This is a genomic window from Rhizobium sp. 1399, from assembly GCF_031455475.1.
Lineage (GTDB): Bacteria > Pseudomonadota > Alphaproteobacteria > Rhizobiales > Rhizobiaceae > Rhizobium.
The window spans coordinates 237,015-260,168 of sequence record NZ_JAVDSU010000004.1 but is presented as its reverse complement, the minus strand read 5'-3'; the positions used below and the strand labels follow the sequence as shown (position 1 = coordinate 260,168).

Here is a 23,154-nt window from a genome sequence, read left to right as displayed (position 1 = left end):
TAGGCAATAGTTTTGCTTATAGGGATACAAAGTACACTATTGGAGCGCAGGATGGACGTCGATTATAAATGTCCGGTCGAGATCACCGTGGATGTCACAGGCGGCAAGTGGAAGCCGATGATCATCTACCGTCTCCTCGACGGCCCGCGTCGGTTCGGCGAGCTACGCCGCCTGGTGGGAGACCCGAGCCAGCGTTCGCTCACGATGCAGCTGCGCGAACTCGAGGCCGACGGGATCGTCACCCGCAAGGTCTTCGCGGAGGTCCCTCCCCGTGTGGAATATTCCTTGACCGAGTTCGGGCAGACCCTCGCGCCCGTGCTGATGGCGATGCGGGATTGGGGTATGTCTTTCCGGGACCAGCGCCGTTCGACATCAAGGTGACCTACCCCGTCCGCGACTACAGCTGTGGCCTGCAATGATCTGTTTCGCCCGTCCTGTCTTCTTTCCATGTTGAAATCTCTCATCTCTACGATACGCAAACCAATAGAGGCGATGTCGATGATGTTCGATGGAAGTCAGGCAATTGACTGGATGATGAGCGAATATGAAGCGATCCGCAGTCAGATCTTCGATAGCGACTGTTCGAGATCGGCGATGATATCCTTAACGTCTTCGATGCCGACGGAGAGGCGCACGACATCAGGCCCAGCGCCGGCCGCAATCCTCTGCTCATCCGTCAACTGCCGGTGCGTAGTGGACGCCGGGTGGATCACCAGGGAGCGCGTGTCGCCGATATTGGCAAGATGCGAGAAAAGCTCCAGCCCTTCGACCAGCGCCTTGCCGGCCTCGTAGCCGCCCCTGACGCCGAAGGTGAAGACCGAGCCTGCCCCCTTCGGTGAGTAGCGCTGCTGCAGGGCGTTGTTCGGGTCATCTTCCAAGCCGGCATAATTCACCCAGGCGATCTTGGAATGGGCCTTCAGCCATTTGGCGACATCAATCGCATTGTCGCTATGGCGCTGCATGCGCAGCGGCAGCGTTTCGATCCCGGTCAGGATCAGGAAGGCGTTGAAGGGCGAGATGGCCGGGCCGAGGTCGCGCAGGCCGAGCACGCGGCAGGCGATCGCGAAGGCGAAATTACCGAAGGTCTGGTGCAGGACGACGCCATTATATTCCGGCCGTGGGCTGGAGAGCATCGGATAGTTGCCGGTCTTCGACCAGTCGAAAGTGCCGCCATCGACGATGATGCCGCCCATGGAATTGCCATGCCCGCCGAGGAACTTGGTCAGCGAATGCACGACGATATCGGCGCCATGTTCGATCGGCCGGATGAGATAGGGTGTCGCCATGGTGTTGTCGACGATCAGCGGCAGATCGTGGCGATGGGCGATTTCGGCGATCGCGGCGATATCGACGAAGGTGCCGCCGGGATTGGCAAGGCTCTCGATGAAGATCGCCCGCGTCTTGTCATCGATCTTGCTCTGGAAATCATCCGGGTCGTCGGAATCGGCCCAGCGCACCTGCCAGCCGAAATTCTCGAAGGCATGGCCGAACTGGTTGATCGAGCCGCCATAGAGGCGGCGGGCGGCGACAAAATTCTCGCCGGGACGCATCAGCGTATGGAAGACGATCATCTGCGCGGCATGGCCGGAGGCGACGGCGAGCGCCGCCGTGCCGCCTTCAAGGGCCGCGACGCGTTCCTCCAGAACCGCCTGGGTGGGGTTCATGATGCGGCTATAGATATTGCCGAACTGCTGCAGGCCGAAAAGGGCTGCGGCATGGTCGGAATCGTTGAAGACGAAGGCCGTCGTCTGGTAGATCGGTGTAATCCGCGCGCCGGTCGCCGGATCGGGCTGCGCGCCCGCATGGATTGCCAGCGTGTTGAATCCCGGATCGTTTTTGGCCATGTCGTCCTCCCGTACAATTGTTGACGGGCGCGATCATAGCCGCTCGAATGTGAAAGTTAACCGCGATCTTTTTCAACCGCGGCGCGTTCCGAGGAAAATCCGTTCTGCCCGACCGCGTCAACCAAAAAGACGCGGATACTCGATCGCCGGGCAACGGTTCATGACGACCTTGATGCCGCCGGCTTCGGCCTTGGCGGCGGCCGCGTCGTCGCTTACGCCGAGCTGCGCCCACACAACCTGCGGGCGGGGCTCGAGTGCCAGCGCTTCGTCCACCACCCCATCAAGATATTCGGATGCGCGGAAGACATCGACCATGTCGACCGGTTCGGGAATGTCGGCGAGACGTGCGTAAACGGTCTGGCCCTGAATCTGCTTGCCCGCCTGCCCCGGATTGACGGGAATGACCTTGTATCCGCGCGACAGGAGATAGCCCATGACGCCATTACTCGGCCGGGCCGGATTGGGCGAAGCCCCCGTCAGCGCGATGGTTTTGACCGATTTCAGAATGCCGGAAAGATAGTCGTCGGCGTAGGCATCATGATCCATATCTGGTGTCTCCGGTCTGGTGCCGCAGGAGGCGGATTTGACAGTCGCGATTCATTGAAACCGGGCGGCTCGTTTCGACGTATATATAGGTGCCGGAAATATCAGGGAGAAATTATGCCATGAAAAAAATAATCCTTGCGCTCGCGCTCGTGCTAGCTGCCTCGCCGACGCTTGCGATCTCACGCTACAATCCGCTTGCCATGAGCTGCCAGAGCGTGCGGGCGGCGATCCACAACGAAGGCGCCGTCATCTTTCGCTATACCTCGCCGCGCGGCCTTCCTCTCTACGACCGCTATGTCCGCAACAGCTACTATTGCGACGCGACCGATTATGCGGAATGGACGAGCATTCCTTCCAAGGACAACCCCAAGTGCCGGGTGCTGAACTGCCAGAATATCGACAACCTGGACGGGATGCTGTTCATTCCACACTACAGTCTCTAACTCTGCATTTATTCGGAATTGTGAATATTATCGATCCTTTCGCACCTGCGAAAGGATCGGACGATCAATCTGGGGATACAAAATATCGTCGACACCTCCCCCGGTTGTTAATTTATAATCATTTCAAAGTTATAGAATAATGTCTATATTTCAGCATCATAGGATTGTCGACACTCCCTTTCTACAGATGAATTTCACCTTTCATACATAATTTGATCACGATATGTTCATGCGTCCATTAGCGACATCTCATAGTTGTGTGAGCTGAGCGTAATTGAACGTATTTCGAGCGCACGCAGAAATTGCTACAACGATGGGCAATTGTTCACCTGATCAATCCATGCTATTGAAAATTCGACCGTGCGGAGTACACCTTCCGGGGCAAATCACGCAAACCCAGGTTGTTATTTCAAGGCAGGTTCAAACGGGAAAGCTGTGATGTTTTCCCCAATTTTGTTGCACTGCTCCTGGACCATCCACCTTGCCCCTCGATGTTCTTCTTCTCGTCCTTTTCGGTGCTCTTCTACATGCGACATGGAATGCCATCATCAAAGCCGGCAAGGACAAATCGCTTGATGCGGCGCTGATCTCTGCAGGCGGCGCGGTCGCCTCGCTACCTTTCCTACCGTTGCTCCCCCTGCCGCAGCCACAGGCCTGGCCCTTCATCGGCGCTTCCGCCATCCTGCAATTTGCCTATTTCCAGCTGGTCGCCGCCGCCTACAGGGCCGGCGATATCGGCCTAGTCTATCCGCTGATGCGTGGCGGCGCGCCCCTGCTCATCGTCGCCACCAGCGGCTTCATCCTGGGAGAGCATCTGACGGGTGGAGCGCTTGCCGGAACCATGACGATCTGCGTTGGCATCCTGACGCTCGCCTTCGAAGCCCGCCACGGCAGCCGTCACGCGATCATACTGGCGCTCATCAACGCCTGCGTCATCGCCACCTATACCTATGTGGACGGCATCGGCGCACGGCTTTCGGGCAATGCGATTTCCTACACGCTGTGGATGTCGCTTCTGCCGCCGGTTCTGCTCTTTGCCTGGGCGCTTTCACAGCGCGGTCTGTTGACTGTCGCCACTCACGTCAGGCGCAACTGGTGGCGCGGGCTGATCGGCGGGGCGGGCTCGATTGCCTCCTACGGGTTGGCGCTCTGGGCGATGACGAAGGCTCCGGTTGCGACGGTGGCAGCGCTGCGGGAAACCGCCATCCTGTTTGCGCTTGTCATCTCGGTTCTGGTGCTGAAGGAAAAAGCCAGCATCTGGCGTTACCTCGCCGGCATCATCATCGCGCTCGGCGGGCTGATCCTGAAACTTGCCTGATCACTCGCCCTTCCATTCGGGCGTGCGCTTGCCAAGGAAGGCGCCGATGCCCTCTTGCGCATCATCGGTCAGCATGCTGTCGACCATCACGCTTGCGGCATAATCATAGGCTTCCGCGACGGGCATTTCGAGCTGCTTGTAAAAGGCTTCCTTGCCGATCCTCAGCGCCTGCGGCGACTTCGAGGCGATGACGGAAGCGTATTTGTTGACCACCTGCGTGAGATACTGCTTGGGCACGATACGGTTGACCAGGCCGAAATCCTTTGCAGTCGAGGCGTCGATCGTCTCGCCCGTCAGCAACATCTCCATCGCCTGCTTGCGGTGGGCGGCGCGCGAAACGGCGACAGCCGGCGTCGAGCAGAAAAGCCCGATATTAACGCCTGGCGTGCAGAAGGTGGACGTATCCGTGCAGATCGCAAGATCGCAGCTCGCGACGAGTTGGCAGCCCGCTGCGGTCGCGAGTCCGTCGATCTCGGCGATGACCGGCTTTGGCAAGCGATTGATCTCCAGCATCAGATCGGCGGCCAGCGCAAAGGCCTCTTCGAAGAAGGCGACACCTTCGTCCTCGTCGGCGCGATGAGCGGTCAGCTCCTTGAGGTCATGACCGGCGGAAAAGACATTGCCGGTCGAAGCGATGACGACGATGCGGACGTCCTCGTCCTCGGCTGCACCCTGCAGCTCGCCCATCAGCGTTTCCATTGTCGATATCGACAGAACATTGGCCGGCGGATTGTTGAGCGTCAGGCGCAATATGCCGCCGGAAAGCTGACGGAGCACGAGGGCGCCCTCGCCTGAATTGTTGTTGTCCTTGCGGAAGGATACGATCTCGGCCATTGCATGTTCCTGTGTGCTGTCTAAATCCCGCTTTTGTGCCACAAGGGTGGGGCGATTTCGAGCCGAATACCGCAATGCGACGGCCTCGAAGGGCGAAACTTCCTGTTTTCAGGCACCCTAAAATGAGGTATGCACATACCTCACTGTTAAACTATTGTTTTTACTTACTTATTTTTATGATCATCAAAATGGCTTGTATTGACCGGCTAATCGATTGTCGCTATAAGCCGCGCCGGAAATGCAGCCTTTGCGGGCTGCTTTCTTTTTTGGTCTGTCTTACGGCGGACCAACCAAGCAACAAGAAACGCCCCTCGCCTTCGGGCATGGGGATCCAAGAGAGAGTAACAATTATGGCAACCTTCTCCCAGAAGCCTGCAGAGGTGGAGAAGAAGTGGGTCGTCATCGACGCCGAAGGGCTCGTCGTTGGCCGTCTCGCTTCCGTTATCGCTATGCGTCTGCGCGGCAAGCACAAGGCAACTTTCACGCCTCACGTTGACGACGGCGACAACGTTATCGTCATCAACGCCGACAAGGTCGTTTTCACCGGCAAGAAGTATTCCGACAAGGTTTACTACTGGCACACCGGTTATGCCGGCGGCATCAAGGAGCGTACGGCTCGTCAGATCATCGAAGGCCGCTTCCCGGAGCGCGTCCTCGAGAAGGCTGTTGAGCGCATGGTTCCCCGCGGCCCGCTCGGCCGTCGCCAGATGAAGAACCTCCGCGTCTACTCCGGCCCGAACCATCCCCACGAAGCCCAGCAGCCGTCCGTCCTCGACGTCGCCTCGCTGAACAAGAAGAACGTAAGGAGCGCCTGATAGTGGCTGACCTCTCTTCCCTGAAGGATCTCGGCACGTCGTCTGAAGTAGCTGCTGCTGCTCCGGCTCACGTCCGCAAGGTCGACTCGCTTGGCCGTTCCTACGCGACTGGCAAGCGCAAGAACGCTGTTGCCCGCGTCTGGGTCAAGCCGGGCTCCGGCAAGATCATCGTCAACGGCAAGGAATTTGCGGAATACTTCGCTCGTCCGGTTCTGCAGATGATCCTGCGCCAGCCGATCGTTGCTGCTGCCCGCGACGGCCAGTTCGACATCGTTGCAACCGTTGCCGGCGGCGGTCTTTCCGGCCAGGCCGGTGCCGTTCGCCACGGTCTTTCGAAGGCCCTCACCTACTTCGAACCGGGCCTGCGCTCGGTGCTGAAGAAGGGTGGCTTCCTGACCCGCGACAGCCGCGTCGTCGAACGTAAGAAGTACGGTAAGGCCAAGGCCCGCCGTTCGTTCCAGTTCTCGAAGCGTTAATCGCTTTCGGACATGCTTTCATGGAAAGGCCGGGTTTTCGCCCGGCCTTTTCGTTTATTCGGGCTTGTTGAAGAAAGCCTCAAGCCGATATCCATCAGGATCGATGATGAAGGCGGCATAATAGAACTGGCTGTAGTCCGGACGGATGCCCGGCGCACCATTGTCCTCGCCGCCATTGGCAAGTGCTGCGGCATAAAAGGCATTGACGGCCTCCTCACTCGTGGCGACGAAGCAGAAATGCAGCCCAGAGCCGCGATCGGCCGGCACCGGGCGCTCCACTTCACTCACCCAAAAGGCAGGCCTCTCGGCGCCGTATCCCATCGTTCCGTCGAAATTCGACAGACGCTCATAGCCGAGCGGCGCCAGTGCCGCATCGTAAAACTGGCGCGATCTATCGAGGCTTTTTACCCCGATTGAAATGTGGTCGAACATTGCCCGTGGCTCCTTCCTGGTTCCGTCGCCGCAGCTTCTTGGAAGCGGTTTGCGAAGTCAACGCGCCACACTCACCTATTGTCGCCGGTACTGCCGGCTGCTAAAGCCGCATCAGGTTTCAAATCGGACAAGACAGGACCTGACATGGGAGCCACCCCGTCCGCAGACAGATAGGCCGCAGCAACCTTTTGAAGTTGTTGCGGCATCTGTCCGATCAATCCAGACTGCGATGAGAAGGCAGATCGCCGACGGATGAACTCATTCGAGCGGATGAATACCTATGCCTTCCCAAAACAGGAACTGGACTTGCTCCCTGCCGGCAGCGCTGCTGCTTCTGGCGCCCTTCGATATCCTGGCCTCGCTTGCCATGGACATCTATCTCCCCGTCGTCCCGACGATGCCTGAAGCACTCGGCACATCGGCGACAGTCGTTCAACTGACGCTCAGCCTCTACATGCTGATCCTCGGCGCCGGACAGATGCTCTTCGGCCCTCTGTCGGACCGGATCGGCCGCCGCCCGGTGCTGCTTGGCGGCGCGCTGCTGTTTGCGGCTTCTTCGCTGCTGCTCGCAGCCACGTCGTCGGCCGCACTGTTCGTCGCGCTGCGTCTGCTGCAGGCGGCCGGCGCGTCGGCAGCACTTGTGGCGACCTTTGCAACGGTTCGCGATGTCTATGCCGTAAGGCCGGAAGGCGCCGTCATCTACGGCCTGCTTGGCGCGATCCTCTCCTTCGTGCCGGCGCTCGGACCGATCGCCGGTGCATTGATTGCCGATCATGCCGGGTGGCGTGCCATCTTCCTGCTGCTCGGCGGACTGATGCTTGCGGCAACCCTCAATGCATTTAGAGGCTGGCACGAAACGAGACCTGCGGCGTCGGCCAATGTCACGATCAGCATGCGCGCGATCCTGACGAATGCGCATTTCTGGACCTACACGATGGGCTTCAGCGCGGCGATGGGAGCCTTCTTCGTGTTCTTTTCCACTGCACCTCGTGTGCTGATCGATCATGCCGGCTTTTCCGGTCTCGCCTTCAGCCTTTCCTTCGCAACGGCCGCAGCGGTGATGATCTTATCCGCACGCTTCGCCGGCCGCTTCGTCGCGCGATGGGGAATGGCCGGCAGCCTTGCCCGCGGCATGGGCCTGCTTCTTGTGGGCGCATTGCTCCTCGGTCTCGGTGACGTGTTGCTTGCTCCCTCATTCGCCAGCTTCGTCCTGCCGATGTGGGTGATTGCCGTCGGCATCGTGCTGACGACCGCAGTCACAGCGAACGGTGCGCTGGCGGCCTTTGGCCAAACAGCCGGAACGGCGGTTGCGCTCTATTTCTGCATCGAAAGCCTGATCGTCGGCTGCGTCGGTACGCTCTTCGTGCTGCTATTGGATGGCAATACGGCATGGCCGCTCGCCGGCTATTGCGCGTTGATGGGTATCGTCACTCTACTTGCGTTGCGCCATATCCGCGCGCACGGCTGAGATCAAAGGGCGGCGCAGAAGATCCGCCGCCTTAGCTTGAAATCTGTCGGAAGCTCGCCTACCCCTTCCTATAGAGACAAGGAATCCGAGCATGTCCTCCACCCAGCCCTCGCCCTTCGCCACCACGCCCGAACCGCCCTATTACGTCGTGACCTTCTCCTCTGTTCGTACCGAGGGCGACAATGGTTACGGCGCGATGGCCGACCGGATGGCGGAACTGGCGCTGCAGCAGCCGGGCTGTCTCGGGGCCGAAAGCGCGCGGGATGCCGATGGCTTCGGCATCACCAATTCCTACTGGGCCGACGAGGAAAGCCTGAAGGCGTGGAAACAGGTGGCAAACCATCTTGCCGCCCAGCAGCTCGGCCGCAAGCGCTGGTACAAGCAATATAAGGTTCGCATTGCGCGGGTAGAACGCGCTTACGAATTTACCGCAGAGGAAGGAGCCTCCCATGGCGAATAAGACCATCGACCATGCCTTCACAGCACAGAGCCTGACATCGTCTGCCTCCGACCCGACCTTTGCCGGCGCGCTTTCCTTCATGCGCCGCCGCTTCACCAAGGATCTGACAGGAACCGATGCCGTCGTCTGGGGCATTCCTTTCGATGCCGCGACGTCCAACCGGCCGGGCACGCGTTTCGGGCCGCAGGCGATCCGCCGGGCTTCCGCAATCTTCGACAATGATCCGCAATATCCGTTCCAGCGCGATCTCTTCGCCGAGATGGCCGTCATCGACTACGGCGACTGCCTGCTCGACTACGGCAACCATCAGGACACGCCCGCAGCCATCGAGCGGCAGGCGAGCGCCATTCTCGACAGCGGCGCCTTCCTGCTGACCCTCGGCGGCGACCACTATGTCACCTGGCCGCTCTTGAAGGCGCATGTCGATCGCCACGGCCCGCTGGCGCTCGTGCAGTTCGACGCGCATCAGGACACCTGGCTGGACGACGAGCGCCGCATCGACCACGGCTCCTTCGTGGCCCGTGCGGTCCGCGCCGGTCTCATCGATCCTGACCGCTCGATCCAGATCGGCATCCGCACTCATGCGCCAGAGGATTTCGGTATCCATCTTCTCTACGGCCATCAGGTCGAGGAAATGAGTGCGACGGACATCGCATCGATGATCATCGCGCATACGAAGGGTTCGCCTGCCTACCTGACCTTCGATATCGACTGCCTGGACCCGGCCTTTGCGCCCGGCACCGGCACCCCGGTCGCCGGCGGTCCTTCCAGTGCGAAGATCCTCTCCGTGCTGCAGCGACTGAAGCAACTCGACATCCGCGGCGCCGACGTCGTCGAAGTCTCTCCGCCCTATGACCATGCCGACATCACCGCCATTGCGGGGGCGACGGTCGCAATGTATATGCTGGGCCTCCACGCCGAACGGCGCGCGACGGCAGGATGACTGCTGTTATCAAATTGATTCAACTTCATGGCAAACTGATTCCGGAAACAACCCGAACTCACTGAAAGTGCAGGATAATCATGGCAGCAAAGATCTTCATCGATGGCGAGGCTGGAACGACGGGTCTGCAGATCCGCGAGCGTCTGGCGGAGCGCCGCGATCTTGAGCTGCTGTCTATCCCGACCGAAAGCCGGAAGGACAAGGCGGTGCGTGCTGCACTGCTCAACGAGGCCGATATTGCCATACTCTGCCTGCCTGACGATGCGGCCAAGGAAAGCGTCAGCCTGATCGAGAACGACGGTACGAAGGTTATCGACGCTTCCACGGCGCATCGCGTCGCCGAAGGCTGGGCCTATGGCTTTCCGGAAATGAGCAAGGAGCAGGCCGGCGCCATCGCCTCGGCCAAGCGCGTCGCCAATCCCGGCTGCTGGCCGCAAGGCCCGATCGCCACGCTGCGCCCGCTGATCGAAGCCGGCCTCGTACCGGCCGATTTCCCGGTCACGGTCAACGGCATTTCCGGTTACACCGGCGGCGGCCGCACGATGATCGAGGATTATGTCGCCAAGGGCGAGGATGCGCCTGAATACATGCCCTATGGGCTGAGCTTCAAGCACAAGCACCTGCCAGAGCTGCAGCGCTACGCCAAGCTTGGACGCGTGCCCTTCTTCCAACCAGTCGTCGGCAATTTCGCGCAGGGCATGGTCGTGACCGTGCCGCTGCAGCTCTCGCATCTGCCCAAGGTGCCGAAGGGTGCTGACCTGCATGCCGCGATCGCCGACTATTATGCCGGCATCAAGGGTTTCGTCGAGGTCGCTCCCTTGGAGGTATCGGAGCGCACGCCGGAACTCAACCCGGAAATCTACAACAACACCAACCGCATGCGCCTGCACGTCTTTGCCAATGACGATATCGCGCAGGCGCTGCTCGTCGCCGTCTACGACAATCTCGGCAAGGGCGCTTCCGGCGCCGCCGTGCAGAACATGGACCTGATGCTTGGCGTATAGTGCCCAGCAATTGCCTGTTATCAGACGTCTGCTTTAGGACAGGGCCTTCCGCCCTGTCTCTTCCCGAAATACGGAGCCCCGATCGATGACGCTGGAAGCGCTGATGGCCGGCCTGCGCGCCTGGTTTGATGCCGCGCTGCCCGATCACGGCATCTCCTCACTGATCATATTTGCTTTCGTCGCCGGCCTCGCTCGCGGCTTTTCCGGTTTCGGTGCAGCACTCATTTTCATTCCGCTTGCCGGTGCCGTCATCGGGCCGAAGCTCACCTCCCCTGTACTGCTCGTCATCGACGGGCTTGCGACGCTCGGCATGATCCCGGCCGCATGGCGCGGGGCGGACCGGCGCGAGGTCTTCACGATGGCAGCAGGTGCGGCGCTCGGCGTTCCGGCCGGGACAGCGGTTTTGGCGCTCATGGACCCGCTTTTGTTGCGCTGGATCATCTCGGCGATCGCCATCTGCCTGCTGGCGCTGCTTGTCTCCGGCTGGCGCTATCATGGCACGCCGGTCGCTCCGCTCAGCGCGGCGATCGGCCTCATCGCCGGTCTCTTCAGCGGCGCGGCACAGCTCGGTGGGCCGCCTGTTGTAGCCTACTGGCTCGGCGGCAAGAGCAATTTCACGCGTGTGCGCTCGAACGTCATTCTGTATTTTTCGATCTCCACGGTCTTGAGCTTCGTCAGCTATTATTTCGGCGGACTGTTCGTCTCCACGGTCTTTGCGCTCACCATCGTCACGCTGCCCGCCTATGCCGTCGGCCTCTGGGGCGGCTCAAAGCTCTTCGGGTTCGCCAAGGAGAGCACCTTCCGCATGACCTGCTACATCCTGATCGCGGCCTCGGCGGTCGGTGGCATGCCTGTCTTCGACAGTCTGCTTCGTTAGTCCCCGATACGATTGCCCGCCTGCTATGAAAGCCTTACACTCCCCCATGTGAGGGGAGCTAAATGGCGTCGGTTCTGATCGGCATCGCCATCATTGGAGGCACGACCGCAACGGTGCTTGCGGCCTATTATTTCATGCATCTGGTCATGGGCGGTGACCCGGGCGGGCGCGACAGGGAGCTGGCAAGTTCAGTCATCACCCGCATCGCCAGCCTGCATGCCCTCATCCTCGCCCTCGTTTTTGCGCAGGAAATGATCGAATACCAGGCGCTGCGAACGGAAAGCGCGGTGGAAAGCAATGCGGTCGGCGATGTCTTCTATGATGCCGAGCGCTATGGCCCGGAGGCGCAGGCGCCAATCCAGAAAGCCCTGAAAGATTATGTGCGCATCGTCATCGAGCAGGAATGGAACGAACTCGGGCGAACCGGCGAACTCTCTTCGGCGGCCTGGGATCAATGGAACAACGCCTATCTGAAAATTCTCGAACTGGCTCCCGTCAGTGCCAAACAGCAGAGCCTGCGCGGCCACATGCTCGATGAAATCCATACGATCTCGGAATCCCGAGACCGGCGGGAAAACAGCGGTACCGATTCCATCAGCCTGATCTTCTGGTTTGCGGCGGTTTCGGGGGTGATCTTTACCGCCATCGGTTACTACCCTTATCCGCCTGATGGCCGCAACCTGCTGCTATTATCGATCTTCGGTGTTTTTACCGGCATCATCCTCTTCTTCATCTACGCCTTCTCCAATCCCTACAGTCCGCCCGCCACGCTATTTCCAACAGCTTTCGAGCGCTTGCAGGAGGAAATCAGCGGGCCGGATCCGTAAGTGGAAATGGCCCGAAGACCTCGCCCAAGCCTATTGCCGTCATGCGCCAAAGCAAAAGACTGTCGCTTTTCGCTGCGTTTTGCGGTAAAAGCGGCACGCTGTCAGCAAGGCCGTGCTGCTTGAACGGCGCGCAGCCCCTGTTTCACGCCGATGGGAGGCACTCATGAAAACGATCCTGAGCAACCAGAAGAACAAGATCAACACTCAGGATATCCGTCTTCATGTCCAGTTTGCTTTCACGCGCGAGGAAAAACCCGCCGCGTCTTAACCGCAGCTTCTCAACAGCATCGCAATCCCACGACAGGCGCCGGCTGCGCCTGCGCAAGTTCCTGTCCTACTTCCGGCCGCATCTTCCGCTGCTCATGGCTGATATTGCCTGTGCCGTCGTCGTTGCTGCTGCCGCAGTAGCGTTGCCGCTCTGCGCCAACATCGTCATGAGCCATCTCATCGGGCTCGCCGATTCGGCTTCGGCCTATTGGCAGATCCTCGGCATGGGCGGCGTCATGCTGGCCATCGTGGCAGCCGAGACAGTTGCGATCTTCTTCGTCGATTATCGCGGCCATATGATGGGTGCGCATATCGAGGCGCATATCCGGCAGGAACTGTTCGACCACTGCCAGAAGCTCTCCTTCGGCTTCTACGACCGGCACCGCACCGGCCAATTGATGAGCCGCATCGTTGGCGATTCGTTCTGGCTGGGAGAACTTTTCCATCACGGGCCGGAAGACCTTCTGATCGCTATTCTCAAATATAGCGGGGCGATGGCAGTCCTGTTCTTCATCGACCCGCAACTTGCATTTCTGATCCTCCTGCTGACGCCTTTTGCCGTGGCTTATGCGCTGCACTTCAACAGGCGCATGAACCGTGCCCTCGAGGCGAGCAAGCAGGAAATCGCCGCCGTCAACGAAAAGGTCGAGGATGCGCTGGCCGGCATCCGCGTCGTCCAATCCTTCGCCAACGAGGATCTGGAGCGGAAACGCTTTGCTGTCCTCAACAGGCGCTTCCTCGAAAGTCGCGCCGATGGCTACCGCAGCGAAGCCTGGTTTTCCGCTGGTGCCGAGACCTTCGCCCAGATCATTACGCTTCTGGTCGTCATCCTCGGCGGATTGCGCATCCTTGCGGCGGAACTCACCATTGCCGATCTCCTGACCTTCCTGCTCTGCGTCGGCGTCCTCGTCGATCCGGTCAAGCGGATGGCGAACCTCGCCCGGCTCTGGCAGGAGGGCTATACGGGCTTCGTGCGGGCCATGGAGATACTGGAGATCGACCCAGACGTCGTGGATCGACCTTCGGCTCATGCGTTGCATACCCCGAAGGGAGAGATCCGGCTCTCGAATGTCGATTTCAGCTATGAGGACGGAGCGGACGTGCTCAGCAACCTGTCGCTGACCATCCGCCCCGGCGAATTCGTGGCACTCGTCGGCCCCTCCGGCGTGGGGAAAAGCACGCTCTGCGCGCTGCTGCCCCGCTTCTATGATGTCACCGGCGGCTCGATCGAAATCGATGGCACCGATATCCGTGATGTGACGCTCGCCTCGCTGCGCCGGCACCTCGGCGTGGTGCAGCAGGATGTCTATCTCTTCGCCGGAACTGTGGCGGAAAACCTGCGTTACGGCCGACCGGATGCGACAGACGAAGAGGTGGAGGCCGCAGCCCGTGCTGCCCATGCGCATGAGTTCATCATGGCGTTGCCGCAGGGCTATCAGACCGATATCGGCCAGCGCGGCGTGAAGCTGTCTGGCGGGCAGCGCCAGCGGCTGACAATCGCTCGCGCCTTCCTCAAGAACCCTGCCATCCTCATTTTCGATGAGGCGACGAGCGCGCTCGACAATGAAAGCGAGCGGGCCGTGCAGAAGGCCTTCCTGACGCTCGCCAAGGGACGCACGACGTTGGTGATCGCCCATCGCCTTTCGACGATCCGCCACGCCGACCGCATTCTGGTGCTCACCGGCGACGGTATCGTCGAAGAAGGCAATCATGACAGGCTGATGGAGAGCGGCGGCATTTATGCCAATCTCTATGGGCTGCAGGCGAGCATCTGAGGTCCTGGGATTATGAGATGCGGAACAGTTCGGCAGACAGGGCCTGAACTGTTCCGCAGATCGACCAAGTGCTATTTCTCTTCACGCCTACAGCATCGGCCCGAAAATCGGAACGATTTTCGGAAAGCCTGATGCGTAGATTCCAAGAGTTAGAGCGTCCTTAGTGCGTCCGAATGGACGCACGGCGCTCTAGGGAGGAACACCATGACAGTGCTGCGCATCGTTCCGAATATCGCCGCCGCTTCCATCGAAGACGTGCGCAATTTCTATTCCGGGCTGTTCGATCTCGACATCGTCATGGATCATGGCTGGATCGTCACCCTTGCATCCGACAGGCGCGCAATCACCCAGATCGGTATCGCAACGGAGGGTGGATCGGGAACCGCAGTGCCCGACATTTCGATCGAGGTCGATGATGTGGACGAGGTCCATCAGCGCGCTGTGACGGGTGGGCATCGGATCGTCTACGGGCCAGCCGACGAGCCCTGGGGCGTACGGCGTTTCTATATTCGCGACCCCACCGGCAAGCTGCTGAATATCCTCTCTCACGCAGGCTAAATGGGTTTGCCTGAGACGGGACGATCATTGCAATGCCACCGAAAGCCTCTATTCTGCGACAGCCAATCCAAGGCACGAAATAACTGCTTTCATTGAGAATTTTCGAAAATATCCGGATCACGCCATGAACACATTAAACCGCCCGGACTTGAGCGATATTCATCAGGGTGACTGGGTGGACCGGCTGTTGCCGGGCGCATGGCGACCTTACACAAGGCTCGCGCGGCTCGATCGTCCAGTCGGAATATGGCTGACGCTGTTTCCATGCTGGGCGGCGCTGTTTCAGGCCGCTCATGGCCTGCCCGATATCCGGCAGCTAGCCGTCTTCACGCTCGGCGCCCTGCTGATGCGAAGCGCCGGCTCCACGATCAACGATATCGCGGACCGGAAATTTGACGGCCATGTCGAGCGAACCCGTTTTCGGCCTCTGGCAAGCGGGCAGATCGGCGTCAGTCAGGCGTTGACCTTTCTGGCCGTCGAGCTCGCCTTGGCGGCGTCTCTCCTGTTGTTTCTGACGCCCTATACGCGACTGGTCGCCCTCTGCGTTCTGCCGCTTGTGTTCGTCTATCCGCTCTGCAAACGCTTCACCCATTGGCCGCAGGCGGTGCTCGGCGCAGCGTTCAACTGGGGCATGCTCATGGCCTGGGCAGAAATTGCCGGCCAGATTCCGGCCGGAGCCGTTCTTATGTGGGCTGGAGCCATCGCGTGGCAGATCGGCTACGATACCGTCTATGCCTATGTCGATGTGAAAGACGACAGAAGCCTCGGCCTGAAATCAACTGCGATCCTGTTCGGCCGGCATGGCAAGCTCATGATTGGCCTGTTCTACGCTTTGACGGTCGCCGCATGGTCGCTCGGAGGCTGGCTGTCGGGCATGTCCCTGCCCTATGCGTTTGGAATGCTCGTCATCGCCGCGCACCTTATCTGGCAGACCTGGCGGATCGACCTTGCACGGCCGGAAGTGAATTACCGTCTGTTCCTGGCAAATATCCTGACCGGGCTATTGCTGGCAGCCTCGGCCTTTATGGGAACCTGGTAAGCCCGTCGGCTCAATAAGAGCAGGGCCGATTATCGCTGGGACGGAAACCGCCGGCGCAGGCCGGGTTCAGGGATGTATCCTCGCCATAGTCGTATCCCCCCGTCGATGTACAGCCCGAGGCAATCGCGGAAAGCGTGATCAGAGCGCCTGCCATTACGAATGTGCGAAATCTGTTCATGTGAACATCCCCCTTCATAGGATCGCCCATGCGCCAAGCCGACAATCTAGCATGTCACGGCAAATCCATGCGAGGAGCATCGCATTGATCCCATTCACTCTTCCGCGAGCCAGGGGATAAGGACGTCTCTATCCCTGCTCAGTCACGCTCGGCGATAACTGTTGCGCGGGGATATTCGCCGTAATAGCCGCGCCAGTTGGCGACGGCGAAACCGAATACCACCAACGCACCTGCCTGATGCAGCAGGCCCCAGTGCAGCGGCACCTCGAGCAGCAGCGTGGTGATGCCAATTGCCGCCTGGATCGTGACGAGTACGAAGAGCACCACGGCGCGGCGTGCATGCGTGGTCCAGGATGCGGCGCGCAGCGCGGTTGCCATGTTGATCAGCGTCAGTGCGAACAACGTGTAGGCGCCAAAGCGGTGGATGAACTGCACCGTCTTCGGGTTCTCGAAGAGGTTGATCCAGAAGGGCTGCTGGATGAAGAGATCGCCGGGGACGACGGCACCATCCATCAGCGGCCAGGTATTGTAGGTAAAGCCGGCATCGAGGCCGGCGACCAGTGCGCCGAGATAGATCTGGAAGAGCGAGAAGATGGCGATCGCCGCCGCCCAGCGGTGGGAATTCTTCGTCGGGGCAGCATCATCGGAATGCGGCGAAAGCCCGCGCATGATCCACATGCAGGAGGCGAAGATCAGGCAGGCCATGACGAGATGGGTGGCAAGCCGGTACTGGCTGACATCCGTGCGCACAGACAGGCCGGAGGAGACCATCCACCAGCCGATAAAACCCTGCAGGCCACCCAGCGTCAGGATGCCGGCAAGCGGCCAGCGCAGGCGCTTCTCGATCCTGCCCGTCACCCAGAAAAAGACCAGCGGCAGCGCGAAGATCACGCCGATGCCGCGTGCGATCAGCCGGTGCGCCCACTCCCACCAGAAGATGCTCTTGAACTGATCGACCGTCATGTCACTGTTCAGTTGCTGGAACTCGGGAATGCGCTGGTAGAGCTTGAATTCCTCTTCCCACTCGGCGGCATTCAGCGGCGGGATGACGCCGTGAATCGGCTTCCATTCGGTGATGGAAAGACCGGAATTGGTGAGCCGCGTGGCACCCCCTACGAGCACGAGACAGAAGAGCGCCAAAAGCACGAAACCCAGCCAGATGCGCACGGCGCGGCGGTTGTTGTCCTGCCTGCGCACTTCAGTGCGGATCGCCTGCTCCGGGCTCAGGTTCGCGACGGCCATGATGTCTCCTTCTATCCGGCAGTTGATTTGCCCCAGCGGCTGATGCAAAACAAGCCCCGAACCTTTGCGGCATGCCGTCGCGCCGGCTCAGTCCCATCCGTTCGAAAGTTATACGATGCCCGTCCGCCTTCGCAAATTCATCGGCACGATCCTGATCATCATCCTCGTGCTTTTCTATGCGATCGTGGCGAATACGATCGCGGTCGCGACCCTTGGCAATGCGCCCTGGTGGGGGCATTTGCTTTACTTCGCGCTCACCGGCCTGCTCTGGGTGCTGCCGGCGATGGTCATCATCAAGTGGATGGCCGGTCCGAGACAGCGGTAGGGGCCGATTAACGACGGAATAACCCTGATTTGTGGAAATCCTCACTGAGGGGCGGCGGTTAAACCAAATATACGTCTGGCCGCCTTACCTTCCTCTGCAGCAATCTCTCGATCGGAGAAAGACCCGTGCAGACGCAGAGGCTCGATGCTCCTGAACAAAAGTTCGACGCTGTGGCGCAAGCCGAGGCCGGCATTTCCCGGCTGCGGCAACTCAGCGTGAAACTTGCCATGGCCGAACTCGATATCCAGCTTTTCGACAGGATGGAGCCCCTGGAAGAGGAATGGCGCGCGCTGGAGCGCGACAACCTTTCCTCGCTGCACCAGAGCTATGATTGGTGTGCCGCCTGGGTGGCGGCTTTCCGCCGTCCGCTCGCCATGCTGCGTGGCAGCAGCGGCAACCGCACCGCCTTCATCCTGCCGGTGGAAATCGTCGCCTCGCGCGGCATGCGGATCGCAAAATTCATCGGCGCCGACCACAGCAACATCAATACCGGCCTGTTCTCACAGGACTTTGCTGCAAACAGCGATACGGTGGACAGGCATCATCTTGCTGCCCGCCTTCGTGCAGCACTCGCCGGCAAGGCCGATCTGCTTCTCCTGCAAAATATTCCACTGGAATGGCGCAGCCGTCGCAACATGCTCTCGGGCCTGCCCATGGTGCAGAACCAGAACCACGCCTATCAGCTTCCGCTCTACGATACGTTCGAGAAGACGCTGCAGCAGTTGAACGCCAAGAGCAGGCGCAAGAAATTCCGTGCCCAGAACCGGCGGCTGGAGGCGATTGGCGGCTTCGACTATATCGCGCCGGAAGCATTCTCGGAGCAACACGAACTGCTCGACATGTTCTTCCGTCTGAAAAGCTCCCGCTTCGCCTCGCTCGGCCTGCCCGATGTCTTTGCGGATGCGGAAACCAAGGCCTTCCTGCACGGCCTGATCGACAAGCGGAATGGCGACAATTTCGGCCTGCAGATGCGCGCCCTGCGCCTGAAGGGCGACTATGAGGGACGCATCGCCGCGCTGTCGGGGATTTCCCGCAAGGGCGACCACGTCATCTGCCAGTTCGGCGCGATCGACGAGGATCTGGTTGCGGATGCAAGCCCTGGTGAATTTCTCTTCTGGCAGATGATATCAGGTCTGCACGGCCAGGGAGTTGCGCTCTTCGATTTCGGTCTCGGCGACCAGACCTACAAGCGCTCTTGGGCACCGGTCGAAACTGACCATTACGATGTGGTCCTGCCAATCTCCGGCATCGGCATCGCAGCCGGCACGGCGCACCGGGCAATCACTCGTGGCAAGGCCTTCATCAAGGCCCGCCCGGGTCTATATAAACTCGCCCAAAACATCAGGGCCAAGGTCGGCTGATATCAGGCCGCGTGACGCGCGGGGCTGCGCATGGCAGCCTCTTCGCCGCCCGACATCAGGACGACGCGCTCGTAGCCGGCGCTCTGGAAATCCTGCATCATGCCGACGAAAGTAGCCTCATCGATCTCGGGCAGCGACAGGATGATCTCGATTTCCTTGCTCCGCGTCAGCCGCGAAACACCGGCGACATCGGCCGCGCCGCATTCGACAATGACGATATCATAGGCCGAAGTCAGAGCATCGAGCAGCAGCGAAAGCCTGTCGACGCCCCGCATGGCGCGGCGCACATCGCTTACACCCTGCGGGATCAGATGTGCATCGGACATCCGGTCGCCATGGATCGTCTCGCCGAAGGCGGCCTCACCGCAGAGAAGATCGGTAACGCCCAGTGCCTCTGGGTTCTCGGCCATCAGTTCGCTCGGATAACCGGAGCCGGTCATGTCGATCACGATCACGCGGCGTCCGGTATCGGCGAGCACGCGTGCCAGGGCAACGGTGGCGGCCGAACCGTTGTCACCGGTCGGAGATATGGAGACGGCAAGCGGAGCGCGGCAGTCGTTCAGATAGCGCGCAACGGACGAAACGGAGAATTCGTTATCGTCGACAGGCGCTTCCCCTACCGGCTCGGCTTCCGGTTCCTCATCGTCATCAATGGCGGCCGTCAACATGCTCGGTTTGGCGATCTTCGAGGCGGGAACGGGTGCTGCGTCGCCCTGCCCTTCCTCCTCGACCCTGTCCTCGAGATCGGGGGCTTCCACCGGGCGCAGCGCACGGCCGCTGAAGAGTTCGGAGAGCATGATGACGATCGCGCTCATGATGAGTGTTGCGACTGCGGCAACGACGACGATCGGCACGACTTTCGGGAAATAGGGATCGACCTGCTCGATCGCCTTCGAAACAATGCGCGCGTCCGCAGGGCTTGAATTCCGGTCAGCGCGGGAAGCAGCCTCGCGGTAGCGGACGAGGTAGGTTTCGAGAAGCTGGCGCTGGGCATTCGCCTCCCGCTCCAGTGCGTTGAGACCCACTCCGTCCTCGCCCGCCTTGGCGCTGTTGGCCTGCAGCGTATCGGACTGCTGTTCCAATTCCTGTTCGCGCAGATCGGCAACCTTCGTCTCGTTCTCGATGCTGGCGAGAATCTTCTGCGTTTCCTGGCGGATTTGCACGCGGATATCGGCAAGCTGAGCGCGCAGGCTCTTCAGCCGTGGGTGGCTGTTCAGCAGGCTCGTCTGCAGGTCGGAGATCTGCGATTGGAGGCCGGATTCCGTCGCCTTCAACCGCTGGATCGCCTGCGACGACATAATATCACTCAGCGTGTCGGAGGCTTCGCCCGAAGAGAGCGCGTTGCGCACGGCCTGCGCCCTCGCCTCGGCATTCGCCTTGTCGGTGCGCACGCGGGTCAGCTCGACGGAAATATCGTTGAGCTGCTGCGCGGTAAATGTCGTGGTGCCGTTGGTCTGCAGCAGGCCATGGGTGGTGCGGTAATCGGCGACCTTCTTCTCGGCCTCGCTCACCTTCTGGCGCATGCTGTCGATCTCCGGCTCGAGCCAGCGCGTGGCTTCGGTGTTGGAGTCGAGCTTGGCGCCACTCTGGATAGCCAGGTAGACCTGCGCCATGGCATTCGGAATGCTGGCGGCGAGTTTTGGATCCTTGGAGGTGAAGGTGATGCCGATGACGCGCGAGCCCGGCACCTGATAGACTTGCAGGCGCTGAGTGAAGGCGTCGATAACGCGCTCTTCCGGCGGATTTTCCAGCGGGTTTTTCTTCAGGTGCAGCGCCACGAGGATATCGGTGAGCGCAGAGCCGTTCGCAGCCGCATCGAATTCCGGCAGATTATAGAGCTTCAGATTGTTGATGACCTGCTTGATAAGGTCCGCCGACTGCAGAATCTGCACCTGGCTCGCGATATTCAACTCGTCGAGCAGTGGCCCGGCACTGGCGTCATTCGTCTGGGTATTGGCGAATGCCGGAGCGCGCGGCTCGATAAGGAGACGCGTCTCGCTGCGATATTGCGGTGAAACTATCTTGGCGCCGGCAAAGGCGACAGCCGCACCCAATGCGGTGATCGTCAATATTCTCAGACGACGGGCCCAGACCGCGCGCGCAAGCTGGCCGAGGTCGATGTCCACATCCTGATCACTCGCTACGCGGGACATACTCACTACTCCAATACGAACTGCCGCAAGTGTAAACGACCATGGTAACTCAACGGTTAATGGCAATTCCCTCGCAAACAGGACGCTCCTGATAAAGGAATTGCGGAAATCGGCGGATTTTTTACCGGGCATTAACCCTAATAGATCGATAACGGCTCGACCGATTTATCTTCCTGTGAGCAAGCGGATGCCCTTCGTCCAGCCCAAGACCTTGATGGCTATGAGCCTTGTCGCCATGATGGCTGCACTGGCGGGCTGCACGACCTATCGACCGGCGCCGAAGGCCTTCAACCAGGCGACGATCCAACCCTATTCGCTCGACAGCGGCGACCGCCTGCGCATCACCGTCTTCGATCAAGCGACGCTGACCAATACCTATACGGTGGATCAGGCCGGTTATATCGCATTTCCCCTTATCGGCCAGGTCCCTGCCCGCGGCCGCACCCTGCAGCAGCTTTCCGGCCAGATCGCGCAGAAGCTGCAGCAGGGATATCTTCGCGATCCTGATGTCACGATCGATGTCGACCGCTATCGCTCCGTCTACATCATGGGCGAAGTCGGCCAGCCCGGCCAATATGCCTATGTTCCCGGCATGACCGTGCAGAACGCCATCGCAGTTGCCGGCGGCTTCACCAGCCGCGCCAACCAGAGCATGGTCGACGTCACGCGCAAGATCAACGGACAGGTGCTGACGGGCCGCGTCAATATTTCCGGCCCGATCATCGCTGGTGACACGATCTATGTTCGTGAACGGCTCTTCTAGCTGATGGAAGAACAGAGGCCCCTCCGCATTCTTCACTGCTTCCGATCGCCGGTCGGCGGAATTTTCCGCCATGTCCGCGATCTGGTGGAGGAGCACAGCCGGGCGGGCCACGAAATCGGCATCATCTGCGACAGCTCGACCGGCGGCGAATATGAGGACCGTCTCTTCGACGATATCCGTCCTTATCTTTCGCTCGGCCTGACGCGTATTCCGATACGGCGCTCCATCAGCCCGGCTGATGCCATGGTACTCTGGAACACATTCAAGGAAATCAGGAGTTTGCGGCCGGATGTGCTGCATGGGCACGGCGCCAAGGGCGGCGTGCTTGCGCGGCTTGCCGGCTCAGCCCTGCGGGTCAACAGGTATCGCGTAGCCCGCCTCTATACCGCGCATGGCGGAAGCCTGCATTATTCCCGCGCCTCCATGCTCGGCCAGTTCGTGCTGCGCATGGAGCGACTGCAGGAATATTTCACCGATGCGCTCGTCTTCATCTGCGAATATGAACGCCAGACCTATGCGACCAAGGTGGGGCGGCCGCGGGTCACCAACCGTCTGATCTATAACGGCATCGGCGCGCGGGACTTTTCAGACATCCCGACCCGCTCCGATGCCGTGCACTTCATTTATGTCGGCATGCTGCGCGACCTCAAAGGCCCGGATCTCTTCATCGATGCCTTCGCCAAGACCGAGCGCCTGCTCGGCCGACCGCTTTCGGCGCTGATGATCGGCGACGGGCCGGAACGCGACCGTTATCGGGAGATGATGGTGGAGCGCGGCCTCGGCAAGCGCATCGGTATGCTGCCGGCCATGCGCGTGAAGGATGCCTTCTCCATGGCGCAGAACCTCGTCGTTCCCTCCCGCGCCGAAGCCATGCCCTATATCGTTCTGGAGGGCCTCGGCGCCGGCAAGACCGTCATCGCGTCGCGCGTTGGCGGCATTCCCGAGGTGCTCGGTGCCGATAGTCCCGCACTGGTGGCACCGGGAGATTCCGACGATCTGGCGCGGGTGATGGCGGAAGCCCTGACGGTACCCGGCTGGCACGACAAGGTCATGCCCTCTCCCGACACGGTCAAATCGGTCTTTTCCGCGTCGGTCATGGCGCGCGAAGTGCTGAAACTCTACGGCGAACTCGTCAATCCCGCTGCGGCACAGGCGATCCCGGCCGCCTCGTAAATGTTTCTTAGGGGCTTTCTGTTATCCCGCTCA

At 60.3% G+C, this 23,154-nt stretch carries 24 protein-coding genes; 18 read left to right on the top strand and 6 right to left on the bottom strand.

Annotated features, from left to right (window positions below; genetic code table 11):
- Positions 1 to 51: 51 nt before the first annotated feature.
- Complete coding sequence (locus tag J2X71_RS15630; RefSeq protein WP_310382941.1) at positions 52 to 381, top strand: helix-turn-helix domain-containing protein; 330 nt, start codon at positions 52 to 54, stop codon at positions 379 to 381.
- A 179-nt stretch (positions 382 to 560) separates the two neighbouring features.
- Here the strand turns inward: J2X71_RS15630 and J2X71_RS15625 are convergent, their stop codons facing one another.
- The gene (locus J2X71_RS15625) at positions 561 to 1,844 is read right to left on the bottom strand and encodes an O-acetylhomoserine aminocarboxypropyltransferase (RefSeq protein WP_310382940.1); all 1,284 of its coding nucleotides are present in this window, start codon (positions 1,842 to 1,844) and stop codon (positions 561 to 563) included.
- A gap of 117 nt (positions 1,845 to 1,961) precedes the next feature.
- On the bottom strand, positions 1,962 to 2,390 hold the full coding sequence (locus J2X71_RS15620; RefSeq protein ID WP_310382939.1) for a CoA-binding protein: 429 nt from the start codon (positions 2,388 to 2,390) through the stop codon (positions 1,962 to 1,964).
- 119 nt (positions 2,391 to 2,509) lie between these two features.
- Between J2X71_RS15620 and J2X71_RS15615 the strand changes: the two genes are divergently transcribed.
- Positions 2,510 to 2,833: a hypothetical protein gene (locus tag J2X71_RS15615; protein WP_113324465.1), complete on the top strand. Its 324-nt coding sequence runs from the start codon at positions 2,510 to 2,512 to the stop codon at positions 2,831 to 2,833.
- A gap of 481 nt (positions 2,834 to 3,314) precedes the next feature.
- Entirely contained in the window at positions 3,315 to 4,151 is an 837-nt protein-coding gene (locus tag J2X71_RS15610) for an EamA family transporter (protein WP_310382938.1), read from the top strand.
- On the opposite strand, the gene J2X71_RS15605 is transcribed toward J2X71_RS15610, so the two are convergent.
- Positions 4,152 to 4,985 carry an enoyl-CoA hydratase gene (locus tag J2X71_RS15605; RefSeq protein ID WP_310382937.1) on the bottom strand — a complete coding sequence of 278 codons (834 nt, stop codon included), beginning with the start codon at positions 4,983 to 4,985 and terminating at the stop codon, positions 4,152 to 4,154. It abuts the gene before it with no gap.
- Between the two features lie 350 nt (positions 4,986 to 5,335).
- Between J2X71_RS15605 and rplM the strand changes: the two genes are divergently transcribed.
- Both rplM and rpsI read left to right on the top strand, forming a co-directional pair.
- Positions 5,336 to 5,800, top strand: a complete 465-nt coding sequence (rplM, locus tag J2X71_RS15600; RefSeq protein WP_007819858.1) for a 50S ribosomal protein L13 — start codon at positions 5,336 to 5,338, stop codon at positions 5,798 to 5,800.
- Between the two features lie 2 nt (positions 5,801 to 5,802).
- Positions 5,803 to 6,276 carry a 30S ribosomal protein S9 gene (gene rpsI, locus J2X71_RS15595; protein ID WP_007819867.1) on the top strand — a complete coding sequence of 158 codons (474 nt, stop codon included), beginning with the start codon at positions 5,803 to 5,805 and terminating at the stop codon, positions 6,274 to 6,276.
- Positions 6,277 to 6,330: 54 nt separating this feature from the next.
- Here rpsI and J2X71_RS15590 read toward each other — a convergent pair whose 3' ends face one another.
- Positions 6,331 to 6,708 (bottom strand): VOC family protein, encoded by a 378-nt coding sequence (locus tag J2X71_RS15590; protein ID WP_037096185.1) that lies wholly within the window; start codon positions 6,706 to 6,708, stop codon positions 6,331 to 6,333.
- A gap of 280 nt (positions 6,709 to 6,988) precedes the next feature.
- On the opposite strand from J2X71_RS15590, the gene cml reads away from it, so the two are divergent.
- The 9 genes from cml (at position 6,989) to ubiA (ending at position 15,926) form a co-directional block, all read left to right on the top strand.
- Positions 6,989 to 8,176, top strand: a complete 1,188-nt coding sequence (cml, locus tag J2X71_RS15585; RefSeq protein WP_310382936.1) for a CmlA/FloR family chloramphenicol efflux MFS transporter — start codon at positions 6,989 to 6,991, stop codon at positions 8,174 to 8,176.
- Positions 8,177 to 8,267: 91 nt separating this feature from the next.
- A complete protein-coding gene (locus J2X71_RS15580; RefSeq protein ID WP_310382935.1) occupies positions 8,268 to 8,636 on the top strand; it encodes an antibiotic biosynthesis monooxygenase in 369 nt (122 codons plus the stop codon).
- The gene (gene speB / locus J2X71_RS15575) at positions 8,626 to 9,579 is read left to right on the top strand and encodes an agmatinase (RefSeq protein ID WP_310382934.1); all 954 of its coding nucleotides are present in this window, start codon (positions 8,626 to 8,628) and stop codon (positions 9,577 to 9,579) included. The genes J2X71_RS15580 and speB overlap by 11 nt, the downstream gene beginning before the upstream one ends.
- Before the next feature lie 80 nt (positions 9,580 to 9,659).
- Positions 9,660 to 10,583 carry an N-acetyl-gamma-glutamyl-phosphate reductase gene (gene argC, locus J2X71_RS15570; RefSeq protein ID WP_310382933.1) on the top strand — a complete coding sequence of 308 codons (924 nt, stop codon included), beginning with the start codon at positions 9,660 to 9,662 and terminating at the stop codon, positions 10,581 to 10,583.
- Between the two features lie 85 nt (positions 10,584 to 10,668).
- Positions 10,669 to 11,460, top strand: coding sequence for a sulfite exporter TauE/SafE family protein (locus tag J2X71_RS15565; protein WP_310382932.1), 792 nt, complete (start codon positions 10,669 to 10,671; stop codon positions 11,458 to 11,460).
- A gap of 62 nt (positions 11,461 to 11,522) precedes the next feature.
- Positions 11,523 to 12,287 carry a hypothetical protein gene (locus J2X71_RS15560; RefSeq protein WP_310382931.1) on the top strand — a complete coding sequence of 255 codons (765 nt, stop codon included), beginning with the start codon at positions 11,523 to 11,525 and terminating at the stop codon, positions 12,285 to 12,287.
- Positions 12,288 to 12,508: 221 nt separating this feature from the next.
- Entirely contained in the window at positions 12,509 to 14,329 is a 1,821-nt protein-coding gene (locus J2X71_RS15555; RefSeq protein WP_310382930.1) for an ABC transporter ATP-binding protein, read from the top strand.
- A 204-nt stretch (positions 14,330 to 14,533) separates the two neighbouring features.
- The gene (locus tag J2X71_RS15550) at positions 14,534 to 14,887 is read left to right on the top strand and encodes a VOC family protein (protein ID WP_310382929.1); all 354 of its coding nucleotides are present in this window, start codon (positions 14,534 to 14,536) and stop codon (positions 14,885 to 14,887) included.
- A 124-nt stretch (positions 14,888 to 15,011) separates the two neighbouring features.
- On the top strand, positions 15,012 to 15,926 hold the full coding sequence (gene ubiA, locus J2X71_RS15545) for a 4-hydroxybenzoate octaprenyltransferase (RefSeq protein ID WP_113324476.1): 915 nt from the start codon (positions 15,012 to 15,014) through the stop codon (positions 15,924 to 15,926).
- A 316-nt stretch (positions 15,927 to 16,242) separates the two neighbouring features.
- Here ubiA and J2X71_RS15540 read toward each other — a convergent pair whose 3' ends face one another.
- On the bottom strand, positions 16,243 to 17,346 hold the full coding sequence (locus J2X71_RS15540; RefSeq protein ID WP_310382928.1) for a COX15/CtaA family protein: 1,104 nt from the start codon (positions 17,344 to 17,346) through the stop codon (positions 16,243 to 16,245).
- Positions 17,347 to 17,461: 115 nt separating this feature from the next.
- Here J2X71_RS15540 and J2X71_RS15535 point away from each other — a divergent pair, with 115 nt between their 5' ends.
- Together J2X71_RS15535 and J2X71_RS15530 are read left to right on the top strand one after the other, a co-directional pair.
- Positions 17,462 to 17,671 (top strand): DUF2842 domain-containing protein, encoded by a 210-nt coding sequence (locus J2X71_RS15535; RefSeq protein ID WP_037071678.1) that lies wholly within the window; start codon positions 17,462 to 17,464, stop codon positions 17,669 to 17,671.
- Between the two features lie 125 nt (positions 17,672 to 17,796).
- Positions 17,797 to 19,032, top strand: coding sequence for a GNAT family N-acetyltransferase (locus tag J2X71_RS15530; RefSeq protein WP_310382927.1), 1,236 nt, complete (start codon positions 17,797 to 17,799; stop codon positions 19,030 to 19,032).
- Positions 19,033 to 19,034: 2 nt separating this feature from the next.
- Here the strand turns inward: J2X71_RS15530 and J2X71_RS15525 are convergent, their stop codons facing one another.
- Complete coding sequence (locus J2X71_RS15525) at positions 19,035 to 21,185, bottom strand: Wzz/FepE/Etk N-terminal domain-containing protein (protein WP_310382926.1); 2,151 nt, start codon at positions 21,183 to 21,185, stop codon at positions 19,035 to 19,037.
- 187 nt (positions 21,186 to 21,372) lie between these two features.
- Here J2X71_RS15525 and J2X71_RS15520 point away from each other — a divergent pair, with 187 nt between their 5' ends.
- Positions 21,373 to 21,948, top strand: coding sequence for a polysaccharide biosynthesis/export family protein (locus J2X71_RS15520; protein WP_007819909.1), 576 nt, complete (start codon positions 21,373 to 21,375; stop codon positions 21,946 to 21,948).
- Positions 21,949 to 21,951: 3 nt separating this feature from the next.
- Entirely contained in the window at positions 21,952 to 23,121 is a 1,170-nt protein-coding gene (locus J2X71_RS15515; protein WP_007819912.1) for a glycosyltransferase family 4 protein, read from the top strand.
- Positions 23,122 to 23,154 lie beyond the last annotated feature (33 nt).

Coding starts and splice junctions, on each gene's coding strand:
- J2X71_RS15605 (WP_310382937.1), bottom strand. CDS start 4,985: ATGGCCGAGATCGTATCCTTCCGCAAGGACAACAACAATTCAGGCGAG.
- J2X71_RS15565 (WP_310382932.1), top strand. CDS start 10,669: ATGACGCTGGAAGCGCTGATGGCCGGCCTGCGCGCCTGGTTTGATGCC.
- cml (WP_310382936.1), top strand. CDS start 6,989: ATGCCTTCCCAAAACAGGAACTGGACTTGCTCCCTGCCGGCAGCGCTG.
- J2X71_RS15550 (WP_310382929.1), top strand. CDS start 14,534: ATGACAGTGCTGCGCATCGTTCCGAATATCGCCGCCGCTTCCATCGAA.
- argC (WP_310382933.1), top strand. CDS start 9,660: ATGGCAGCAAAGATCTTCATCGATGGCGAGGCTGGAACGACGGGTCTG.
- J2X71_RS15560 (WP_310382931.1), top strand. CDS start 11,523: ATGGCGTCGGTTCTGATCGGCATCGCCATCATTGGAGGCACGACCGCA.
- J2X71_RS15625 (WP_310382940.1), bottom strand. CDS start 1,844: ATGGCCAAAAACGATCCGGGATTCAACACGCTGGCAATCCATGCGGGC.
- ubiA (WP_113324476.1), top strand. CDS start 15,012: ATGAACACATTAAACCGCCCGGACTTGAGCGATATTCATCAGGGTGAC.
- J2X71_RS15535 (WP_037071678.1), top strand. CDS start 17,462: ATGCCCGTCCGCCTTCGCAAATTCATCGGCACGATCCTGATCATCATC.
- rplM (WP_007819858.1), top strand. CDS start 5,336: ATGGCAACCTTCTCCCAGAAGCCTGCAGAGGTGGAGAAGAAGTGGGTC.
- J2X71_RS15630 (WP_310382941.1), top strand. CDS start 52: ATGGACGTCGATTATAAATGTCCGGTCGAGATCACCGTGGATGTCACA.
- J2X71_RS15555 (WP_310382930.1), top strand. CDS start 12,509: ATGTCCAGTTTGCTTTCACGCGCGAGGAAAAACCCGCCGCGTCTTAAC.
- J2X71_RS15515 (WP_007819912.1), top strand. CDS start 21,952: ATGGAAGAACAGAGGCCCCTCCGCATTCTTCACTGCTTCCGATCGCCG.
- J2X71_RS15525 (WP_310382926.1), bottom strand. CDS start 21,185: ATGTCCCGCGTAGCGAGTGATCAGGATGTGGACATCGACCTCGGCCAG.
- J2X71_RS15615 (WP_113324465.1), top strand. CDS start 2,510: ATGAAAAAAATAATCCTTGCGCTCGCGCTCGTGCTAGCTGCCTCGCCG.
- J2X71_RS15620 (WP_310382939.1), bottom strand. CDS start 2,390: ATGGATCATGATGCCTACGCCGACGACTATCTTTCCGGCATTCTGAAA.
- J2X71_RS15580 (WP_310382935.1), top strand. CDS start 8,268: ATGTCCTCCACCCAGCCCTCGCCCTTCGCCACCACGCCCGAACCGCCC.
- J2X71_RS15590 (WP_037096185.1), bottom strand. CDS start 6,708: ATGTTCGACCACATTTCAATCGGGGTAAAAAGCCTCGATAGATCGCGC.
- J2X71_RS15520 (WP_007819909.1), top strand. CDS start 21,373: ATGCCCTTCGTCCAGCCCAAGACCTTGATGGCTATGAGCCTTGTCGCC.
- J2X71_RS15540 (WP_310382928.1), bottom strand. CDS start 17,346: ATGGCCGTCGCGAACCTGAGCCCGGAGCAGGCGATCCGCACTGAAGTG.
- speB (WP_310382934.1), top strand. CDS start 8,626: ATGGCGAATAAGACCATCGACCATGCCTTCACAGCACAGAGCCTGACA.